The organism is Arenimonas sp. GDDSR-1, assembly GCF_025980345.1.
Taxonomy (GTDB): Bacteria; Pseudomonadota; Gammaproteobacteria; order Xanthomonadales; family Xanthomonadaceae; genus Arenimonas.
In genome coordinates this window covers 1-17,509 of sequence record NZ_JAPDUI010000036.1, presented here as the reverse complement: position 1 = coordinate 17,509, position 17,509 = coordinate 1, and the positions used below count along the sequence as shown (strand labels likewise).

Here is a 17,509-nt window from a genome sequence, read left to right as displayed (position 1 = left end):
CTTTACGCACCCACAGGCCGGCAAAGCGCGCGGCTTTCGGCAGGCGCTCCGGACCAAGCACCACCAGGGCGACCACCGCGATGATCAGCAGCTCGCTGAAACCGACGTCGAACATGCTTAGGCGTGATTGTCGCTGTCGGGTTTCTTCTGGTCGAGGGTTTCCGGCTTGGCATCCTCGTCCTTCATGCCTTTCTTGAAGTGCCGATGTTGGCCAGACGCTTGGTGCCGAACACCAGCAACACGATGACCAGAATGATGATCAATTCCCGCATACCTACCATGACACTGCTCCTGAATGAAATTACCGCGGTTTATTTTTTGGCCTGACGGCTGCTGCCTTCTTCCAGCTGGTTGCGGAAGTCGATGATCGCCTGATTCTGGGTCTGCGTGCGGCCGTCGAAGATCGAGGCCGGCGAGGCCATGTCGCCGTACACGGTTTCGTTGGCCTTGCGGTCGATGCGGATCACGGTACCGTCGAGCGCGACGCCGGCGAACAGACCCTTGGAACGGGAATAGCTGTAGATTTCGGCTTTCAGGTTTTCATCGGTGCTGGCCTGCACGTTGCGGCCGACCGGACCGGCCGCGACCGCGGCATCGGCGCCGAGGGTGAACTTGCCTTTGATGATGCCGTCGACCCCGCTTTTGCTGGTGAACACCAGGATCAGGTCGGATTTCTGCACGCCGGCCTGGAACCCCCAGCTGCCGCCGCCGACATTGATGTAGTTCGGATTCGACCAGGCACCGTCGGCGCCGCGCACCGAAATCACGCCCTTGCCGCCCCGGCCGCCGAACACCAGCGCCGCCTTGGTCAGGTCCGGCACCACGGCGATGGCGTAGGCCTCGGCCAGCAGACGCTCGGGGATGGAGTTTTCCGGGATGGCCGACATCTCCTTCAGCACGGTGGTGGCCGAGCGGGTACGCTCGTCCGGCGTGGTGTTGGCGGAGGCGCTGGCGGCGGCAAACAGCAGAACGGCGGTAAATAAGGCACGCATAGCGGGTTCCTTTATAGTGGGAGGCAGGCCTCAGCGTATTGGATAATGATAACCCCTGACGCCGGGTTCACCTACAATTGTTTACCTTCGATTCATTTTAGCGCCGGAAGTTCAACCCATGTCGATGAAAAGCCGCCAACGCCTGATCCTGCTGGTCAATCTGGGAACGCCCGATGCCCCGACTGCCGGCGCGGTGCGCCGCTATCTGGCCGAATTCCTCCACGATTACCGCGTGGTCGATCTCAGCCGCTGGCTGTGGTGCATTCTGCTGCATTTCATCATTCTGCCGATTCGCTCAGGCCGGGTGGCCGGCAATTACGCCAAGATCTGGCTGCCGAAAGGCTCACCGCTGCTGGTGTACTCGCAAGGTCTGGCCGACAAGCTGCAGCACCAGATGCCCAACACCGAAGTCCGTCTCGCGATGCGTTACGGCAATCCATCGGTGTCCGCCGTGCTCAATGCGTATCCGGATCTGCAGGAGCTGACCGTGCTGCCCTTGTACCCGCAGTATTCGGCCACCACCACCGCCTCGGTGTTCGATGCCGTCACCCGGTACTACCTGAAACAGGAACGCGTGCCGAACCTGCGTTTCATCCGCGAATACCACCGGCACCCGGCCTGGCTGGATGCCATGGAAGCGCGTATCCGCAATCATTGGGACCTGCACGGCCGCGGCGAGCGCCTGCTGTTTTCCTTCCACGGCATTCCACAACGCTTTGCCGAGCGCGGCGATCCCTATCCGCAACAGTGCCGGGAAAGCGCCGAGGCCATCGCCCGCCGGCTCGAGCTGAGCCCGGAGCAATGGCTGATGACCTACCAGTCCCGTTTCGGGCGCGAACCCTGGCTGCAGCCCTATACCGATAAAACCCTCGAACAGCTGGGCCGCGACGGCTTCAAAACGCTCGATCTGGTCTGCCCCGGTTTTGCCGTGGACTGTCTGGAAACCCTGGAAGAAATCAGCGTGGAAAACGCGCATCTGTTCCAACAGGCCGGCGGTGCGGAGCTGCGCTACATCGGCGCGCTGAACGACGAACCCGGGCATGTGGCGGCGCTGGCACGGGTTCTGGAAAGTCACGGATGAGCGAGCCGCGCGAATTCGTTCTGGACACCGCCCGCGGCCGCATCGCGGCCCTGCGCCTGGGCAATCCGAAGGGTCCGAAAGTGCTGGCCCTGCATGGCTGGCTGGATAACGCCGCCAGCTTCATTCCGATGGCGCCGCATCTGGGCGAAGTCGATCTGGTCGCCATCGACATGCTCGGCCACGGCGCCAGCACGCATATTCCGGCCGGTTACGATTACGCGTTCGTGGATTGGCTGCACGACATCCTCGACGTGCTCGATGCGCTCGGCTGGCCACAGGCGCACCTGCTCGGGCATTCACTCGGCGGCGCGCTGGCCACGGTGGTCGCCGCCGGCGCGCCGGAACGCGTGCTGTCGCTGGCCCTGATCGAAGCCCTCGGCCCGCCGCCCTGGCCGGGCGAACACGCCGCCGAACGCCTGCGCAAAGCCATTGCCGGACGGCGCAAACCGGCTTCCCTGCCGCGCCTGATTCCCGACATCGCGACAGCCGTAAGGGCGCGCCTGCAGGCCACGGAAAAATCGGAAGCGGCGGCACGCCTGCTGGTCGAACGCAATCTCAAAGCGGTGGAAGACGGCTACCAATGGCGCAGCGATCCGCGCCTGATGTGGCCCTCGCACATGCGCGCCGAAGAGGCCTCGGTGCGCAACTGGCTGGCCGCCATCGACTGCCCGGTCCTGCTGGTCGCCGCCGATCCGGCCCCGGTGTATTTCCAGCCGGAAATCCGCAATGAACGCTTCGCCTGCCTGAAACACGGCGAAATGCACGTCATCGCGGGCACGCACCATGTGCATATGGACAAACCGGCCGAGGTGGCCGCGCTGATTTCGGCGTTCTGGACATCCCTCGCGAAAGTGCCATAATCCCCCTTACACGATGCGTGAAGGGGAATGGTCATGCGAACGCACCTGCTCGCCGCCGCCACACTGATGGCGGCCAGCTTCACTGCCGCGGCGCAACTGAAAGACCGCTTCGAGGTGGTCAGTGCCCGCACCAGCCTGCCCTCGCCGATTGAAAACGGCAGTGCCTCCGCCGAAAAGCGGGCCAACCCCGAGCTGCTGGTTTCCGAACGCCGCTACCGCGAAGCGGCTAGCGTATATCGGGCGCAGATCCGGCACTATCACGATCTCAACGACATGACGCATCTGGATCAGGCCTGTCAGGGACTTTACCGTGTGCTGTTTCTCTCGGGCACGCTCGATGCCGATCCGGACGCTTTCGAACTCTGCCGCAACGAAGCGCTCGACAAATTATTCGCCCGTGCCGACCGGGAGCCGATGTTCCTGACCAATCCGATTTTCCAGACCCCGATCAGCTGGGTTAATACCGCCGATCCGGGCAAGGTGTACACCGTGCAGGTGCGTTTCGACATCGATGAATCCGGACGCGCGGAGAATTTCGATTTCGTCCAACGCGAAGGCTATTACCTGTCCTACCCGGTACTGTCGGCACTGAAGCAGAGCAAATACCTGCCGGCGGTGAAGGATGGCAAGCCGGTGCGCAGTTCGGGCAACCTCATCGAGGTCACGTTCTGCCTGGAGCGCGGCAAGCGCTGCGAAGAAAGCACCGACGACTAGCCGAACAGCCGCCGTGCCTCGGCTTTGATGCCCGGGCCATGCGCACGCAGATAATCGCGGTGATCGCGCCAATCCGGGCAGCGCAGTTCCACTTCGCGCCAGAACTTCGGGGAATGATTGCGCTGCAGCAGATGGCAGAGTTCGTGCACCAAGACGTATTCGGCAACCGGCTCGGGTGCGAACAGCAGTGCCACATCGAGAGTGACCGCATCGGCGGCATTCAGCGAACCCCACAGCGAGCGCAACGGGCGCAGCCGCAGCGCCGCCGGGGCTTTCGGAAGCGCCGGAAGATACGCCTGTGTGCGCTGCAGAAACCAGCCCTGGCCGTATTGCCGGTAGGCCTGCAGCAAGGCGGCCTGCAGCTGTCGGTCGCTGCTGCGGGCGCTGGTGTGGATGCGCCATTGGCGTTCTTCGCGCAGGATGTGCAGGGCGCGGTCGGCCTGCCAGTGCACCGGAAGCCGCTGCCCGAACCAAGGCAGTTCGGCTTCCGCGCCGATGGCCAGAGGCGTTTGCTGGATATCGGCGTGCCGGGACCGTTGCATCCACAGCCAGTCGGTGTGTTCGGCAACGAAGGCGCGTGCGGCCTTTTCCGAAGTGCGCGGCGGCAGGGTAAGGCGGGGACCGTTGCTGCCGACCAATAGCTTCAGACGGCGGGCCTGGGCATGGCGTTTCCACGGCAGCCAGAAGCGCTCGCCCTCGCGTTCGAGCCATTGGCCGTCGGGCACGGAAACCGCTTTCCGGCCGAGGCCGAACATCAGGCCGCCTTGGCGACGACGCCGAACGCCTTGGCGAACACGGCATAGAACCGGGACAGCTCGGCACTGAACAGCGCGAAACGCGCCATCAATTCGTCTTCCACCGATTCGGTGTTGCTGTTTTCCAGGCCATCGACCGCGCCCTCCAGCAGTTTGAATTTGCGCAGCACCAGATCGTCGCCGATCACGCAGGCCAGCTGGGCATCGGCCAGCAGCGCCAGGCGCGTCACCTGTTTACCGGCATGCAGATGCGCCAGCACTTCTTCGCTGGCCAGATCGGAACGCAGGCATTTGACCAACGCGCCTTTTTCGGCCGGATCGGTGAGTTCGCATTCCTCGCCGAGAAACCAGTTTTCCGGCAGGGCCTCGCCGAGCAGGAAGCGGGTCAGCATGGCGCGCGGCGATTGCGCGGTCTGCAGCGGCAATGCCGGGAAGCTGCCGAAGGCTTCGCGCAGCTTGCCGACCAGCGCTTCCGCGGCCTTCAGCGACGACGTATCGATGGCAATGATGCCGGCTTCCGGATCGATCACCGCGTTGGTGTGCGAGGGCTTGACGAAGGCACGCGGCATCAGCTCGTCGAGCGTGTCCTGTTTGAGCTGGCTGCGCGCGCGTTTCCCGAGCGGATGGCCCTTGGCCGCTTCCTGCTTGGCGATTTTCGCCTGCCACTCGCGCTGCACCACCGCCGACGGCAGGATGCGGTCTTCGCCGCCCAGACTGAGCCACAGGCTGCGTCCGGCACGCTGCACATAGGCACCGCTGCCCAGCGGCGGCACGAAACCGCGCGACTGCATGGCCAACGGCCCGACCGGCTTGAGGGCGTGGGCGGACAGGACGTTTTCCAGGGTTTCAAGATCGAGGCGTTGGATTTCGGGCAGGGTGAACAGGACGATATTGCGGAAAAACATGCGGATTCCAAAAGAGATACGGCTTGGTTTATTCTACCTGTGTTGCCCCGTCCGCGGACTCCCGAATGCTCGATCCGTTCACCCAGCGCCGATACACCGCCATGCTGCTCGAGCTGCGCACCGAGCACCGCGATCTGGACGCCGCCATCGAAGTGTTCATCCGCAACCGGCCCGACGACGAGCTCGGCATCAAACGTCTGAAAAAACGCAAACTCAAGATCAAGGACCAGATTTCGGTTCTGGAAAACCTGCTGATTCCCGACTTAAACGCCTGATTCCGGCGTTTCCGTTTTCGGGGCCGCCGCATCCGGCGAAATTTTGTGGATGGTGTGCCGCAGCTCGCGGTTCAGCACCAGACGGGCGTCCTGTTCCCAGTCGTTCAGGCGCTGGTCGAATTCCAGCTTGCCGGCCTCGTTCAGCCAGATCAGTTTCTGTTCGCGCATGTTGGCGATGAAGCCGCGGAACAGGGATTTGTCGAAGAACTCCGGCGCCGCCGGCGCGTACAGCAGCGACAGACGCTGCGCGGTCAGATGGCACAGGCTTTCCAGCGCCGAAGCGCTGAGTGCGCCGCTGCCGTTCTTGACCAGGGTGGTGATGGCGATGAAATAGCGCTCGAAGGCCTGCTGCATGCTGTGCGCGACGGCGCGCAGATGGAACACTTCGTCGGTCTGGCCGGGCGCGCGGTACAGGGTTTCAGTGTCGTCGCCGGCCACGGTCAGGAAGCCTTCGCGCACGAACAGATCGATGGTGAGGTTCAGGCGCTGGGCGAATTCGGCATCGTTCCAGGGCAGGAACAGTTCGCTTTTCATGAACGGATACACGTTCAGGCCGAGACTGACCAGGCCGTTGCGCGACAGCCGGCGGTTGTTCTGGAAACACAGCGCGATCCACGCGGCGGCACTGAACAGGTGCAGGATGTTGTTCTTGAAGTAGCTCTGCAGCACCGCGGTTTCGCCCGGCATCGACAGCACATCGCCGAGCGGGTGCTTGGTGCGGGTGACCGCGCCCATGTCCTCGCCGTAGGCGATGATGGTGCGGGCATCCATGGCGGTGACGGTCACGCGCGGGCCGTAAGGCTCGCAGCGGAGAATGCGTTTGGACAGTTCGATCTGTTCGATCAGATCGTTTTCATCCATGGCGTGCTTGGGCGTGGACAGCAGCGCCAGCGCCAGCAGGTTGATCGGATTGACGTCGGCGGCGCGGTTGATGTTGACGTGGATGTTCTGCGCCAGCTCGTCGACCACCGTCGACAGCCACGGCAGTTTGCCGTCTTCGCTGTCGCGCTCGGCGCGCCAGTCCGGTGCGTGCCGGGCCAGACTCTCGTCCAGATACACCGGCTCGCCGAAATTGACGGTGACCTTGCCGTAATGTTCGCGCAGCACCTCGAACGCGGCCTTGATCAGCGCCCAGACGGTTTCCTTTTCCTTGGGCTGGCCGGACAGCTCATCGAGATAGCTCTTGCCCTCGATGAGGCGTTCGTAGCCGATGTACACCGGCTGGAACACCACCGGCCGCTGCGGTGCGCGCAGGAAGGCTTTCACCGTCATCGCGATCATGCCGCCTTTGGGCGCCAGCAGGCGTCCGGTGCGCGAACGGCCGCCCTCGATGAAATACTCCAGCGAATAGCCGCCGCCGACCAGCTGCGCCACGTATTCGGAGAACACCGCCGAATACAGGGCGTTGGCCTTGAAACTGCGGCGCAGGAAAAAGGCACCGCCGCGGCGCAGAATCGGCCCGATCACCGGCAGATTGAGGTTGACGCCGGCCGCGATGTGCGGCGGAACCATGCCCTTGGTGTACAGCAGGTAGCTGAGCAGCAGGTAATCCATGTGGCTGCGGTGGCAGGGCACGTACACCACCTCATGCCCGGGCGCGGCCTCTTTCAGCAGATCCATGTGATGGATGATGACGCCGTCGTAGATGCGGTTCCAGAATCCGGTCAGCGCGAACGACAGCGAGCGCACCACCGGATGCGAATAATCGGCGGCGATTTCCCAGGCGCATTCGTGCGCCTTGTTCCAGGCCTGGGCATAGCTGCTCTTGTCACGGCGCGCCTGTTCGGCAATGGCCTTGCGTACCGGTTCGGCATCCAACACGCGGTCGACCAGCAGGCGGCGCGTGGATAGATCGGGGCCGATCACCGCGGCCCGCACCTTGCGCAGATGCGCGCGCAGCAGGCGCTGGGCCTTGCGCACCAGGCGCTCGTGCGGAATGTCGTCGGCGAGCATGTCGCGCACGCGGTAGCTGGGCGAGAAGCGCACCAGCGTATCGCGGCCGTTCAGCAGCACCGAGACGAAACGGCGGAAGCGGCCGACCAGCGCCCAGTTTTCCGAGAACAGCACCGAGAACCAGCCGGACTGGCGGGTCGGGGCACGGCCGACGAAGATCGAGACCGGCACCAGCTGCACATCCTGTTCGGGATACAGACGATGGGCCATGATCACCCGTGACAGCGCATCGGAATGGCGTTTGTTCTTGGCGGCATTGATGCGGCTGGAGCCGCCCCGGCGCGACAGCGCGAAATACGAACGCTTGCGGCCGAGCGGATTTCCGGGCAGCGAAGCCAGCGGTGAAGGCAGGCCGGCATCGCGGCAGGCGCGGTCGAGGATCAGCAGGTTGGTCAGGCCGTAATTTTCCAGCACATAACAGACCGGACGGTCGACCTGGAACGGCGGCACCACCGGTTCGCGGGAGATTTCAATCCACGGGCGCAGGAACCAGGCGGCCACCCGCAGCCAAAGCGGCGGCTTGGCGTAGTGAACAGGAAAGGGCAATGCGGCTTGCTTGGCGTCAGGCATACGGCGGGGCTCAGCGCGCGGCGAGCGTGGTGTTCAGCAGGGCGGCGGCCGAAGCGTCGTACCAGTGGCCGTTGTGTTCAATCAAATCCATGGGGAATTCTACCCATTTTTGCCCCAAGGGGTAGCGGATGCGGACCCGGGCGGTGTTTCCGGACTGGGCGATCACCGTCACCTGCAGGCGCTTTTGGCCGGCGTTCCAGTCCAGACCGTAAATTTTGCCCAACTCCTTCAAACCTGCAAGAAATTGCGCCAATTTGCCGTGAAATTGCGTGTAATCCAGTGAATTATACTGCTTATAGTTCTGAATTCCGGAATCCCGGGCAATGGCCACCATCTGGGTGAACGCCCGCTGGCGCAAGTCTTTGTCCTGCAGCCACTGGGCCGGCATCTGCTCGATGATGGCCTTGACCAAAGCCTTGCCATGGGCTTTTTCGGAGACGCTCAGCTGGCTATTGGTTTCGATCCAGCCTTGCAGCAAAAGCGTCAAACTGCTCTGCATCAGCGGCCATTTGCTGTCAATTTCGCTTTTCAGTGGCTTGATCTTGGCATTCAGATCCCGCTGCAGATGCGCCTCGGCCCGCGGCTCGATGAAGCGGGTCAGCAGTTTATTGAAGGTTTCCTGCTCCTTGGCGTCCAGTGCCACTTTTCGACGGACGTCCGGCCAACTCCGGGCCAGGGCCGCCTGCTGCTCGGGCGGCAGGGTCAGGCTCCGGTAGCGAAGCATGTCCGGGCCCTGCAGACTGTGCATGATGGCTTCGGCATCAGCTTTGGCCTGCGCCGCCTTGCCGGCATCCCAGGGCGCACGGCAGCCGGCCAGCAACAGCAGGCCAAGCAGGGCGATCCGGGACAGTCGGTTCAGCAACACGGCAACTCCGTTGCGGGGGCAGGGCTCAAGCATAGCAAAGTTGCCGGAATCAGCTGTCAAAAAGGGCGGAAATCGCCTGCCGGTGGGCACTGGCGCGCGCCTGCTTTTCTTCCTCGTGGCCTTCCACCACCACGCCGTCCCGGTGCAGATCGGCTTCCGGCAATTCGGCCAGAAACTGGCTGGGCAGCAGATTGACCTGCTCGCCCCAGCGTTTGATCTCGGCGCTGTGCGCCAGAATCAGGCGCTCCTTGGCACGGGTGATGCCGACATAGAACAGGCGGCGCTCTTCGGCCAGGCTGCCTTCGTCGAGGCTGGCCTGATGCGGCAAGCTGCCCTGCTCGCAGCCGACGATGAACACGGTGCGGAATTCCAGGCCCTTGGCCGAATGCAGGCTCATCAGGCGCACCTGGTTGCCCGGTTCGCCGCGGTCGGCGTTCGACAGCAAGGCCAGCTGCGCGGCCAGATCGCCGGCGCCGGACGGGCGCCGGTCGGAACCGAACCACTGCGCCAATTCTTCCAGATTTTCCTTGCGGCGCAGGAACAACGCTTCGTTCTTGGTTTCCACCCGCATCTGATTGAGGATGCCGGAATCATTCACCACCGCGCGCACGATGTCGGCGGCGGGGGCTTTCTTGGCGTGTTCGCGCAGGCGGGCGAGCAGGCCGACGAACTCGGCCAGGGCCGCGGCCGGGCGCGCGCTCAATGCCGTGCGCATGCTGCTGTTCTGCGCCGCCAGCGCCATCGGAATATGCGCCTGCTGCGCCAGATGCGCGAGCTTTTCCAGACTGGTGGCGCCGATCTCGCGCTTGGGCGAGGTCACCGCGCGCAGGAAGGCGGCATCGTCATCGGGGTTGGCGATGCAGCGCAGCCACGCCATCACGTCCTTGACTTCACCGCGCTCGAGCAGGGCGGTGCCACCGGTGATGTGGTACGGAATCTTCAGCAGCTGCAGTTCCTTTTCCAACGGCCGCGACTGGTGGTTGCCGCGGAACAGGATGGCGAATTCGGAATAGGGCAGATTGTGCGCCTGCACCAGATACTGGATTTCGGCGGCCACGCGCTGGGCTTCGTGTTCGTTGTTCCTGCACGACCACACCCGGATGCGGGCACCCTCGCCGTGCTGGCACCAGAGCTGCTTCAGATGGGCATGCGGGTTGTTGGCGATCACGGCATTGGCGGCGCGCAGGATGCGCGCGCTGCAGCGGTAGTTCTGCTCGAGTTTGATGACTTTCAGCGCCGGATAATCGCGGCCGAGTTCGTCCAGGTTTTCCGGCTGGGCGCCGCGCCAGGCGTAGATGCTCTGGTCGTCGTCGCCGACGCAGGTGAACATGCCGCGGCTGCCGGCCAAAGCCTTGATCATGCGGTACTGGGCGCCGTTGGTGTCCTGGCATTCGTCGACCAGCAGATAACGGATTCTGGCCTGCCAGCGTGTGCGTGCCTCGTCATCGGCCTCCAGCACCTGCAACGGCAGGCGGATCAGGTCGTCGAAATCGACCGCATTGAAGGCCTGCAGCCGCGCCTGATAGCGCGCATACAGTTCGGCGATCTGGCGTTCGCGCACGGTGCTGGCGGTTTCGGCGGCCTGCTCCGGCGACAGCGCCAGATTCTTCACCTTCGAAATCCAGTTGTGCGCGGCATACAGCGCGTCCTTGTCGGCGCCGGCCGGCAGCAATTCCTTCAGGATGCCCTGCTGGTCGTCGGTGTCGAAAATGGAAAAGCCGCGGCGCAGACCGGCCAGCGTGGCCTCGGCCTGCAGGAACTGCAGCCCGAGCGAATGGAAGGTGGTGACGGTGACCGCTTCGGCGGCGGTTTTGGAAATGCGCTTGGCCACGCGCTCGCGCATTTCACGCGCGGCCTTGTTGGTGAAGGTGATGGCGGCGATCTGCTCGGGCAGAAACGCCTTGCTGTGGATCAGGTGCGCGATCTTCTCGGTGATGACCTTGGTCTTGCCGCTGCCGGCGCCGGCCAGCACCAGCAAAGGACCCTCGACATACGCCACCGCCGCCTGCTGCGGCGCATTCAAGCCGGACATGCGTGCTTTAGCTGCGCAGACCGGTGCCGCGTTTCAGCAGCCACAGGCCGAGCGCGCCGAGCACGGCCACGAAGAACAGCATGACCGCATAGGAAAGTCCGATGTTGATGTCGGTGGCGTTCTCGCCCAGCAGGCCATAGCGGAAGGCGTTGACCATGTAGAAGATCGGATTGGCCTGGGTCGCGGTCTGCGCCCATTCCGGCAGCACCCGCACCGAATAGAACACGCCGCCCAGGTAGGTCAGCGGGGTCAGGATGAAGGTCGGTACGATGGCGATGTCGTCGAATTTCTTGGCGTACACGGCGTTGACGAAACCGGCCAGCGAGAAAATGGTGGCGCCGAGCAGGATGGTGCTGATCATGATCAGCGGATGCGGCACCCGCACATGGGTGAAGGCCATGCCGATGGCCAGCACGATCAGACCGACCATCAGGCCGCGCAGCACGCCGCCGGCCACGTAACCGGCGAGGATGACGTGATTGGGCATCGGGCTGACCAGCAGCTCTTCCACATGCCGGCCGAACTTGGCACCGAAGAAACTGGAGCTGATGTTGCCGTAGGCGTTCTGGATGACCGACATCATGACCAGGCCGGGCACGATGAAGTCCATGTAGTCGAAGCCGCCCATATCGCCGATGCGCGAACCGATCAGCTTTCCGAAGATGAGGAAGTACAGGGTCATGGTGATCGCCGGCGGCACCAGGGTCTGGCCCCAGATGCGCAGGATGCGCGCCACTTCGCGGCGGGCGATGGTCTTGAACGCGGTGAAGTTCGGGTTGCTCATGCGGCCTGCTCCTTGGCGGTCAGACGCACGAACAGTTCTTCCAGGCGGTTGGTCTGGTTGCGCATCGAACGCACGGTGATGCCGGATTCGGCCAAGGCATCGAACAGGGCGTTCAGCGGCAGATCACGCGGCTTTTCCACCACCAGGGTACGGCTGTCGGAGGCGTGCAGATCGACTTTCGGAATCTGCGGCAAGACCGGCGGCAGCTCGCCGTTGATGTCGAGCACGAAACCTTCCACATCCAGTTTGGCCAGCAGGGTTTTCATCGGGCCCTGCTCGATGATGGCGCCTTTGTCGATGATGGCCAGATTGCGGCACAGGCTTTCGGCCTCTTCCAGATAATGCGTGGTCAGGATCACCGTGGTGCCGGCGGCGTTGACGTCCTGCAGGGTTTTCCACATGCCGCGGCGGATTTCGATGTCGACGCCGGCGGTAGGTTCGTCCAGGATCAGCAGCTTGGGCTCGGTCATCATGGCGCGGGCGATCATCAGCCGGCGCTTCATGCCGCCCGACAGGGTACGGCTCATCACTTCGGCCTTGTCCCAGAGCTGGGCGGCCTTCAACTGCCGTTCGGCCCGTTCCAGCGCCTGCGCGCGCGGCACCCCGTAAAACCCGGCGTAATTGACCAGAATGTCGATCGGCTTTTCGAACATGTTGAAATTGATTTCCTGCGGCACCAGGCCGATCTGGCGCATGGCCGCTGATCGGTCGGCCATCAGATCGATGCCGAACACCGACACGCTGCCGGAGGTGGCGTTGACCAGCGAGCTGACCACCCCGATGAGGGTCGATTTGCCGGCCCCGTTCGGGCCGAGCAGGGCGAAGAAATCGCCGGGGGCGACGTCGAGCGAGACCCCCTTGAGGGCCGTCACTCCGTTATCATAGGTCTTGTGCAAGGATGCGATGCTGAGTGCGGGCTGGGTCATGCGGTTTTCCGGCGTGGCGGGTCTTTCTCTTTCAGGCGTCTAGTATATCGGGCTTGCCGCCCGCACTGAATCTTTCTTTTGATACCGAGGTCTTCCGTGGCAGAACATTTCCCGTTGAAACTGGTTGGCAGCCGCATGCTGGCGCCGAGCGTCCGCCACCTGGAATTCGCCCGCGATGACGGCCAAGCCCTTGATTTCATCGCCGGTCAGTTCATCCAGGTGCATTTCAACAGCCCGGACGGCAGCCCGACCAAACGCAGCTACTCGCTGGCGACCCAGCACGACCATGCCTTCGGGGTCAACGATACCGTCGAAATCGCGGTCAGTTTCGTGCCCGGCGGCGCGGCCTCGGCCCTGTTCACCGCGCTCGACGAGGGCCAGCAGATCCAGTGCAGCGGCCCCTACGGCCGGTTCTGCCTGAACGAGAAAGACCAGAACGCCCGCTACCTGCTGATCGGCACCGGCACCGGGGTCACCCCTTACCGCGCCATGCTGCCGCAGCTCAAGCACATGATGGAGGCCCGCGGCGTGGAGGTGGTGCTGCTGTTCGGTGCCCGCACCGAAGAGGACCTGATCTACCGCGAGGACTTCTACGCCTTCGCTGCCGAAAATCCAAAATTCCGCTTCATGCCCTGTTTTTCCCGCGAACTGCCGGCCACCGCCACCGCCGATGCCCGGCGCGGCTATGTGCAGCAGCAGCTGGCCGAATTGGTGCCGAACGGCGCGCACGACATCGCCTACCTGTGCGGCAATCCGAACATGGTCGATGCCAGCTTTGAAGCCCTGAAGGAATTCGGGCTGTCGGTGCACCACATCCGCCGCGAAAAGTACGTGTCCAGCAAATAATGAAAGTGGTGTACTGCCCGCAGATGCAGGCACCGACCCAAGGGTACTCACCGAGCGCGGGCAAACCCGCGCTGGTCATGCAGGCCTGGCAGGAATCCTGGCCTGATCTGCAGATCCGCCCAGCCATGCCGCTGAGCGAAAGCGACATCTGCCGCGGCCACGATGCCGCCTTTGTCCGCAATATTTTCGCCCTGCGCATTCCAAACGGTTTCGGCACGCGCTCGGCCGAAGTCAATGCCAGCCTGCCGTATACCAATGGCGCGATGCTCACCGCGGCACGCTGGGCGCTGGAAGATAACACCTGCGTGGCCGCACCGGTGTCCGGATTCCACCACGCCGGCTGGGATTCGGCCGAAGACTTCTGCACCTTCAATGGCCTGATGCTGACCGCCTTGGCCCTGCAGGCCGAAACGCCCGGCATGAAGATCGGCATCCTCGACTACGATTACCACTACGGCAACGGCACCGCCGACATCATCTCGGTACTGAAAGTTGAGAACATCGTTAACATCACTGCCGGCGAAACCTTCAAGGATCCCGAGCAGGCCAGTTTCTTCCTGACCCATATCGAGGATGATCTGGACGCGCTGGAGGGCTGCGCCATCGTGCTGTATCAGGCCGGCGCCGATCCGCACATTGATGATCCGCTGGGCGGCTTTCTGAGCACCAGCCAACTGTTTCAACGCGACAGCCGGGTGTTTCAGGGCCTGCGCAGGCGTGGCATTCCGGTGGCCTGGAATCTGGCCGGCGGTTATCAAAAACCGGTGTCGAAAGTGATCGGCATTCATGAAAACACGATGCGCGCCGCCATCGAGGCCCTGCGGCTTTTTCCGAGCCGCTAGCCCCGCATGCCGGCGACCGATGCGCTTTTTCCGCATTTCATCGGCGCATACCGCGTTTCGTCGCAGCAGGGATGACAGGCCGGGTTGGATTGCTACACTGGCCCCATGCAAACCACCATAAGCCCATCGCCCATGAAAACCCAAGTCTATTTCTTCGGCCGTATCGTCCTTGCCTGGGCCGCCAGCTTCATTATCGCCATGATGTTCACCAGCGTGGTCGGGCTCGACCGCCTTCAGGATTTCATCGCCCTGATTTTCTGGATCTCGCTGGTACTGCTGATGATTGCGGCCGCCTCGCACATGCAGCGGGTCGAGCGCTTGGTCGGCACCATTGATGCCGAGAAGCTGAAGAACCGACACACCCGGCAGATCGAAATTCCGTTTGAAACCGCCATCGCCCTGCCGATGATTGAAGACAGTCTGAAAGTCCTGCCAATCAGTGAAAACGTGAACATCAGCCATGAGGGCATGCGTTTGCGGGCCCGGGTCAAACCGGTCGACCTGGACAACAACCCGCCCTCCTTGTGGAAGAAAATGACCAATGGGCTGGGTATTGATCGCTCTAACCATGTGATCGCCGAAGCGGAAGTTACCGACGGGGCGGTCAGCGTCAAGCTGGTGTGCGAACCGGAAGGCGCGGCCTGGCTGGACTACCTGTTCCCCGATGAAGGCACCAACCTGCAGAATGCCGAGACCGTGACCCGCGCCATCTCGCAACGCATTGCCGCCTTCCGCCGCGGCGAGCAAGCGGTGAATACCGAAACCGTGGTGGAAAAGGAACTGGCTGTGGCCAAACTCAGCCTGCTGCACGCCCAAGTCGAACCGCACTTCCTGTACAACACCCTGGGCAGCGCCAAGTACCTGATCGCCAGCGAGCCGGGCAAAGCCGAAGCCATGCTCGACAACCTGATCCTGTATCTGCGCCACTCGCTGCCGCGCAGTGAAGACGAAGCGTCCACCCTGGGCGAAGAAATCACCCGCACTCGCGCCTACCTCGATATCCTGAAGATCCGCATGGAAGAGCGCCTGCAAGTGCACATTGAACTGCCCGAAGATCTGACTGGTGTGCCGTTCCCGACCATGATGCTGCAGACCCTGGCTGAGAACGCCATCAAGCACGGGTTGGAACCGAAAACCGGCGGCGGCCGCATCTGGATTACCGCCCGCAAGGATCTGGACGGCGACAGTCTGAGCGTGACCGTGGCCGACGACGGCATCGGTTTCGGCGGCGACACCGCCGGCACCGGCATCGGCCTGAAGAACATCCGCGAACGCCTGCAGCTGGCCTATGGCAACACGGCACGCTTCAGCATCATCGCCAACTTTCCCGAAGGCGTGGCCGCCAGCATCAGCGTGCCGCTGAACGGACCGCAGGCCCGGGCATGAGCCGCGTGCTGACCTGCGTCATTGCCGAGGACGAGCGCCTGTTCCGCGACGCGCTGGCCGCGCTGCTGGACAGCGAATGGCCGGAGCTGCAGATTGTGGCGCGCTGCGAAGACGGCGGCGAAGCACTGGAAGCCCTGGCCGAACACACGCCGGATGTGGCCTTCCTCGACATCCGCATGCCCGGGCTGAACGGCCTGGATGTGGCCGCGGCCTGCACCGAACTGAGCCCGGACACCCAGGTGGTGTTCGTCACCGCCTACAACCAATACGCCATCGATGCCTTCGAAAAGGGCGCCATCGATTACCTGCTGAAACCGGTGGAACCGGCGCGTCTGCGCGCCACCATCGCCCGCCTGCAGGCCCGCGTGGGCAGCGGCGAACGCGACACCGCCGCACTGGCCGAACTGGTGAAACAACTGCAGCAGAATCTGCCGGCACGCACTGCCGCCGAACCGCTGGTGTGGATCACCGCCAGCACCGGCAAGGATTCGCGCTTGATTCTGGTGGACGATGTGCTGTATTTCCAGTCCGACAGCAAATACACCACCGTGGTGACCGCCGAGGGTGAAGCGCTGCTGCGCACGCCGCTGCGCGAACTGATCGCCCGGCTGGATGAGAAGCAATTCAAGCAGATCCACCGCGCCACCATCGTCAATCTGAAGGCGGTGGCCGGCATCAGCCGCGACGAGACCGGGCGCGGCAGCATGCGTCTGAAAGGCCGGCCGGAAACACTGACCGTCAGTTTGAGTTACATGCCGCTGTTCAAGGCCATGTAGCGGATACCACCACGAAACATCGCATCGCCGGCGCTTTCGGGCCCCGGCTTGGGGAAACGCTTGCCGGAATCCGGCGGCACATTGGGGAGAACACCATGAAACACCGCATCACACTTGTCTTTCTCGCATTCTTTGCCACGCTGTTCCTGTTTTCGCTGAGCACGGCCGCCAAGGCGCAGGTCGCTGAAAACAGCCCGCTGTTCAAAACCGTGATGGAACTCGATCGCCAGCTGTTCGACGAAGGTTTCAACCAGTGCAAGCTGGCGCGTTTTGAAACACTGGCCGCGCCCGATCTGGAATTCTTCCACGACAAAGACGGCCGGCAGAACCGCGCCGAATTCCTGAAGGCCTCGCGGCAGAACATCTGCGGCAACCCGAACAGCCGCCCGGTGCGCACCCTTTTGCCGGGCAGCACCCAAGTCTTTCCGCTGGAAAACAACGGCGTGCTGTATGGTGCCATCCAACAGGGCGTGCATCGCTTCCATACCCAAGGCCAGGACCCGGCCAAGTATGGCTATACCGATGCCAAATTCAGCCATGTGTGGATTCTGAACAAAGGTGTGTGGCAGCTGAAGACTGCGCTGAGTTTCGATCACCAGTCCGTGAAGCCGGGCCAGGCCGCCGCCAAACCGGCACCGAAAGCACAGACCCTGTTCGGGTTGACGTTGGCGTCGTATCGCTTGCAGTTGGATTATGCGGGGGTGGAGTGATGACGGATATAAATTAATCGAGAAGCGAAACGAATTCCGCAATCAGCTCCATGGATTTATCCGGGTTTTCGGAAAGAATATAGTTTTCGCCATCCCGGACCAGATAGCGTTCATTGCCATCAACCGTCTTGGTGGATTTGAACAAGCACCAATCGCCGGGCAGAACCTTGTCATATCTCGAGCTGCCCTGAAATTGGGCAACAAAATAATCCGTACTTACATGCTTTTTCGGAAGCA

At 62.8% G+C, this 17,509-nt stretch carries 20 protein-coding genes; 9 read left to right on the top strand and 11 right to left on the bottom strand.

Features of this window, described 5'->3' with window-relative positions; genetic code table 11:
- The 3 genes from tatB to Q0W88_RS07175 form a co-directional block, all read right to left on the bottom strand.
- Nucleotides 1-115: Sec-independent protein translocase protein TatB (gene tatB / locus Q0W88_RS07185; protein WP_297801626.1), on the bottom strand; the 115-nt coding region annotated here is incomplete at its 3' end.
- Nucleotides 116-182: 67 nt separating this feature from the next.
- Nucleotides 183-281: a twin-arginine translocase TatA/TatE family subunit gene (locus Q0W88_RS07180; RefSeq protein WP_297801622.1), complete on the bottom strand. Its 99-nt coding sequence runs from the start codon at nt 279-281 to the stop codon at nt 183-185.
- A gap of 30 nt (nt 282-311) precedes the next feature.
- Nucleotides 312-992, bottom strand: coding sequence for a lipid-binding SYLF domain-containing protein (locus tag Q0W88_RS07175; RefSeq protein WP_297801619.1), 681 nt, complete (start codon nt 990-992; stop codon nt 312-314).
- Between the two features lie 124 nt (nt 993-1,116).
- Here Q0W88_RS07175 and hemH point away from each other — a divergent pair, with 124 nt between their 5' ends.
- From hemH to Q0W88_RS07160, 3 genes are read left to right on the top strand one after another with little or no spacing between them, the layout of a single operon-like run.
- On the top strand, nt 1,117-2,073 hold the full coding sequence (gene hemH, locus Q0W88_RS07170) for a ferrochelatase (RefSeq protein WP_297801624.1): 957 nt from the start codon (nt 1,117-1,119) through the stop codon (nt 2,071-2,073).
- A complete protein-coding gene (locus Q0W88_RS07165) occupies nt 2,070-2,933 on the top strand; it encodes an alpha/beta hydrolase (protein WP_297801616.1) in 864 nt (287 codons plus the stop codon). The genes hemH and Q0W88_RS07165 overlap by 4 nt, the downstream gene beginning before the upstream one ends.
- Nucleotides 2,934-2,966: 33 nt before the next feature.
- Nucleotides 2,967-3,647 (top strand): energy transducer TonB, encoded by a 681-nt coding sequence (locus Q0W88_RS07160; RefSeq protein ID WP_297801614.1) that lies wholly within the window; start codon nt 2,967-2,969, stop codon nt 3,645-3,647.
- Here the strand turns inward: Q0W88_RS07160 and Q0W88_RS07155 are convergent.
- Together Q0W88_RS07155 and Q0W88_RS07150 are read right to left on the bottom strand one after the other, a co-directional pair.
- The gene (locus Q0W88_RS07155; RefSeq protein ID WP_297801611.1) at nt 3,644-4,402 is read right to left on the bottom strand and encodes a SprT family zinc-dependent metalloprotease; all 759 of its coding nucleotides are present in this window, start codon (nt 4,400-4,402) and stop codon (nt 3,644-3,646) included. The two genes, Q0W88_RS07160 and Q0W88_RS07155, sit on opposite strands and share 4 nt — an antisense overlap.
- Complete coding sequence (locus Q0W88_RS07150) at nt 4,402-5,307, bottom strand: recombination-associated protein RdgC (RefSeq protein WP_297801609.1); 906 nt, start codon at nt 5,305-5,307, stop codon at nt 4,402-4,404. Before Q0W88_RS07150 ends, Q0W88_RS07155 begins: the two co-directional genes overlap by 1 nt.
- A gap of 65 nt (nt 5,308-5,372) precedes the next feature.
- Between Q0W88_RS07150 and Q0W88_RS07145 the strand changes: the two genes are divergently transcribed.
- Nucleotides 5,373-5,582, top strand: a complete 210-nt coding sequence (locus Q0W88_RS07145) for a DUF465 domain-containing protein (RefSeq protein WP_297801606.1) — start codon at nt 5,373-5,375, stop codon at nt 5,580-5,582.
- Here Q0W88_RS07145 and plsB read toward each other — a convergent pair.
- The 5 genes from plsB to Q0W88_RS07120 are packed head-to-tail and all read right to left on the bottom strand — an operon-like array spanning nt 5,571 to nt 12,712.
- Nucleotides 5,571-8,105: a glycerol-3-phosphate 1-O-acyltransferase PlsB gene (plsB, locus tag Q0W88_RS07140; protein WP_297801602.1), complete on the bottom strand. Its 2,535-nt coding sequence runs from the start codon at nt 8,103-8,105 to the stop codon at nt 5,571-5,573. The two genes, Q0W88_RS07145 and plsB, sit on opposite strands and share 12 nt — an antisense overlap.
- 10 nt (nt 8,106-8,115) lie before the next feature.
- Nucleotides 8,116-8,970, bottom strand: a complete 855-nt coding sequence (locus Q0W88_RS07135) for a hypothetical protein (protein WP_297801599.1) — start codon at nt 8,968-8,970, stop codon at nt 8,116-8,118.
- Between the two features lie 49 nt (nt 8,971-9,019).
- Entirely contained in the window at nt 9,020-11,002 is a 1,983-nt protein-coding gene (locus Q0W88_RS07130; protein WP_297801597.1) for a UvrD-helicase domain-containing protein, read from the bottom strand.
- A gap of 7 nt (nt 11,003-11,009) precedes the next feature.
- Nucleotides 11,010-11,786, bottom strand: a complete 777-nt coding sequence (locus Q0W88_RS07125) for an ABC transporter permease (RefSeq protein ID WP_297801594.1) — start codon at nt 11,784-11,786, stop codon at nt 11,010-11,012.
- Complete coding sequence (locus Q0W88_RS07120) at nt 11,783-12,712, bottom strand: ABC transporter ATP-binding protein (RefSeq protein WP_297801591.1); 930 nt, start codon at nt 12,710-12,712, stop codon at nt 11,783-11,785. Before Q0W88_RS07120 ends, Q0W88_RS07125 begins: the two co-directional genes overlap by 4 nt.
- A gap of 96 nt (nt 12,713-12,808) precedes the next feature.
- On the opposite strand from Q0W88_RS07120, the gene Q0W88_RS07115 reads away from it, so the two are divergent.
- From Q0W88_RS07115 to Q0W88_RS07095, 5 genes are all read left to right on the top strand, one after another.
- The gene (locus tag Q0W88_RS07115; protein WP_297801588.1) at nt 12,809-13,558 is read left to right on the top strand and encodes a ferredoxin--NADP reductase; all 750 of its coding nucleotides are present in this window, start codon (nt 12,809-12,811) and stop codon (nt 13,556-13,558) included.
- A complete protein-coding gene (locus Q0W88_RS07110) occupies nt 13,558-14,400 on the top strand; it encodes a hypothetical protein (protein WP_297801585.1) in 843 nt (280 codons plus the stop codon). Before Q0W88_RS07115 ends, Q0W88_RS07110 begins: the two co-directional genes overlap by 1 nt.
- Nucleotides 14,401-14,532: 132 nt before the next feature.
- Nucleotides 14,533-15,786, top strand: a complete 1,254-nt coding sequence (locus Q0W88_RS07105) for a histidine kinase (protein ID WP_297801583.1) — start codon at nt 14,533-14,535, stop codon at nt 15,784-15,786.
- Nucleotides 15,783-16,562, top strand: a complete 780-nt coding sequence (locus tag Q0W88_RS07100) for a LytTR family DNA-binding domain-containing protein (RefSeq protein ID WP_297801580.1) — start codon at nt 15,783-15,785, stop codon at nt 16,560-16,562. Before Q0W88_RS07105 ends, Q0W88_RS07100 begins: the two co-directional genes overlap by 4 nt.
- Before the next feature lie 95 nt (nt 16,563-16,657).
- A complete protein-coding gene (locus tag Q0W88_RS07095; protein WP_297801577.1) occupies nt 16,658-17,272 on the top strand; it encodes a nuclear transport factor 2 family protein in 615 nt (204 codons plus the stop codon).
- A 13-nt stretch (nt 17,273-17,285) separates the two neighbouring features.
- Here the strand turns inward: Q0W88_RS07095 and Q0W88_RS07090 are convergent.
- A partial coding sequence (locus Q0W88_RS07090; RefSeq protein WP_297801575.1) for a hypothetical protein occupies nt 17,286-17,509 on the bottom strand: 224 nt, incomplete at its 5' end.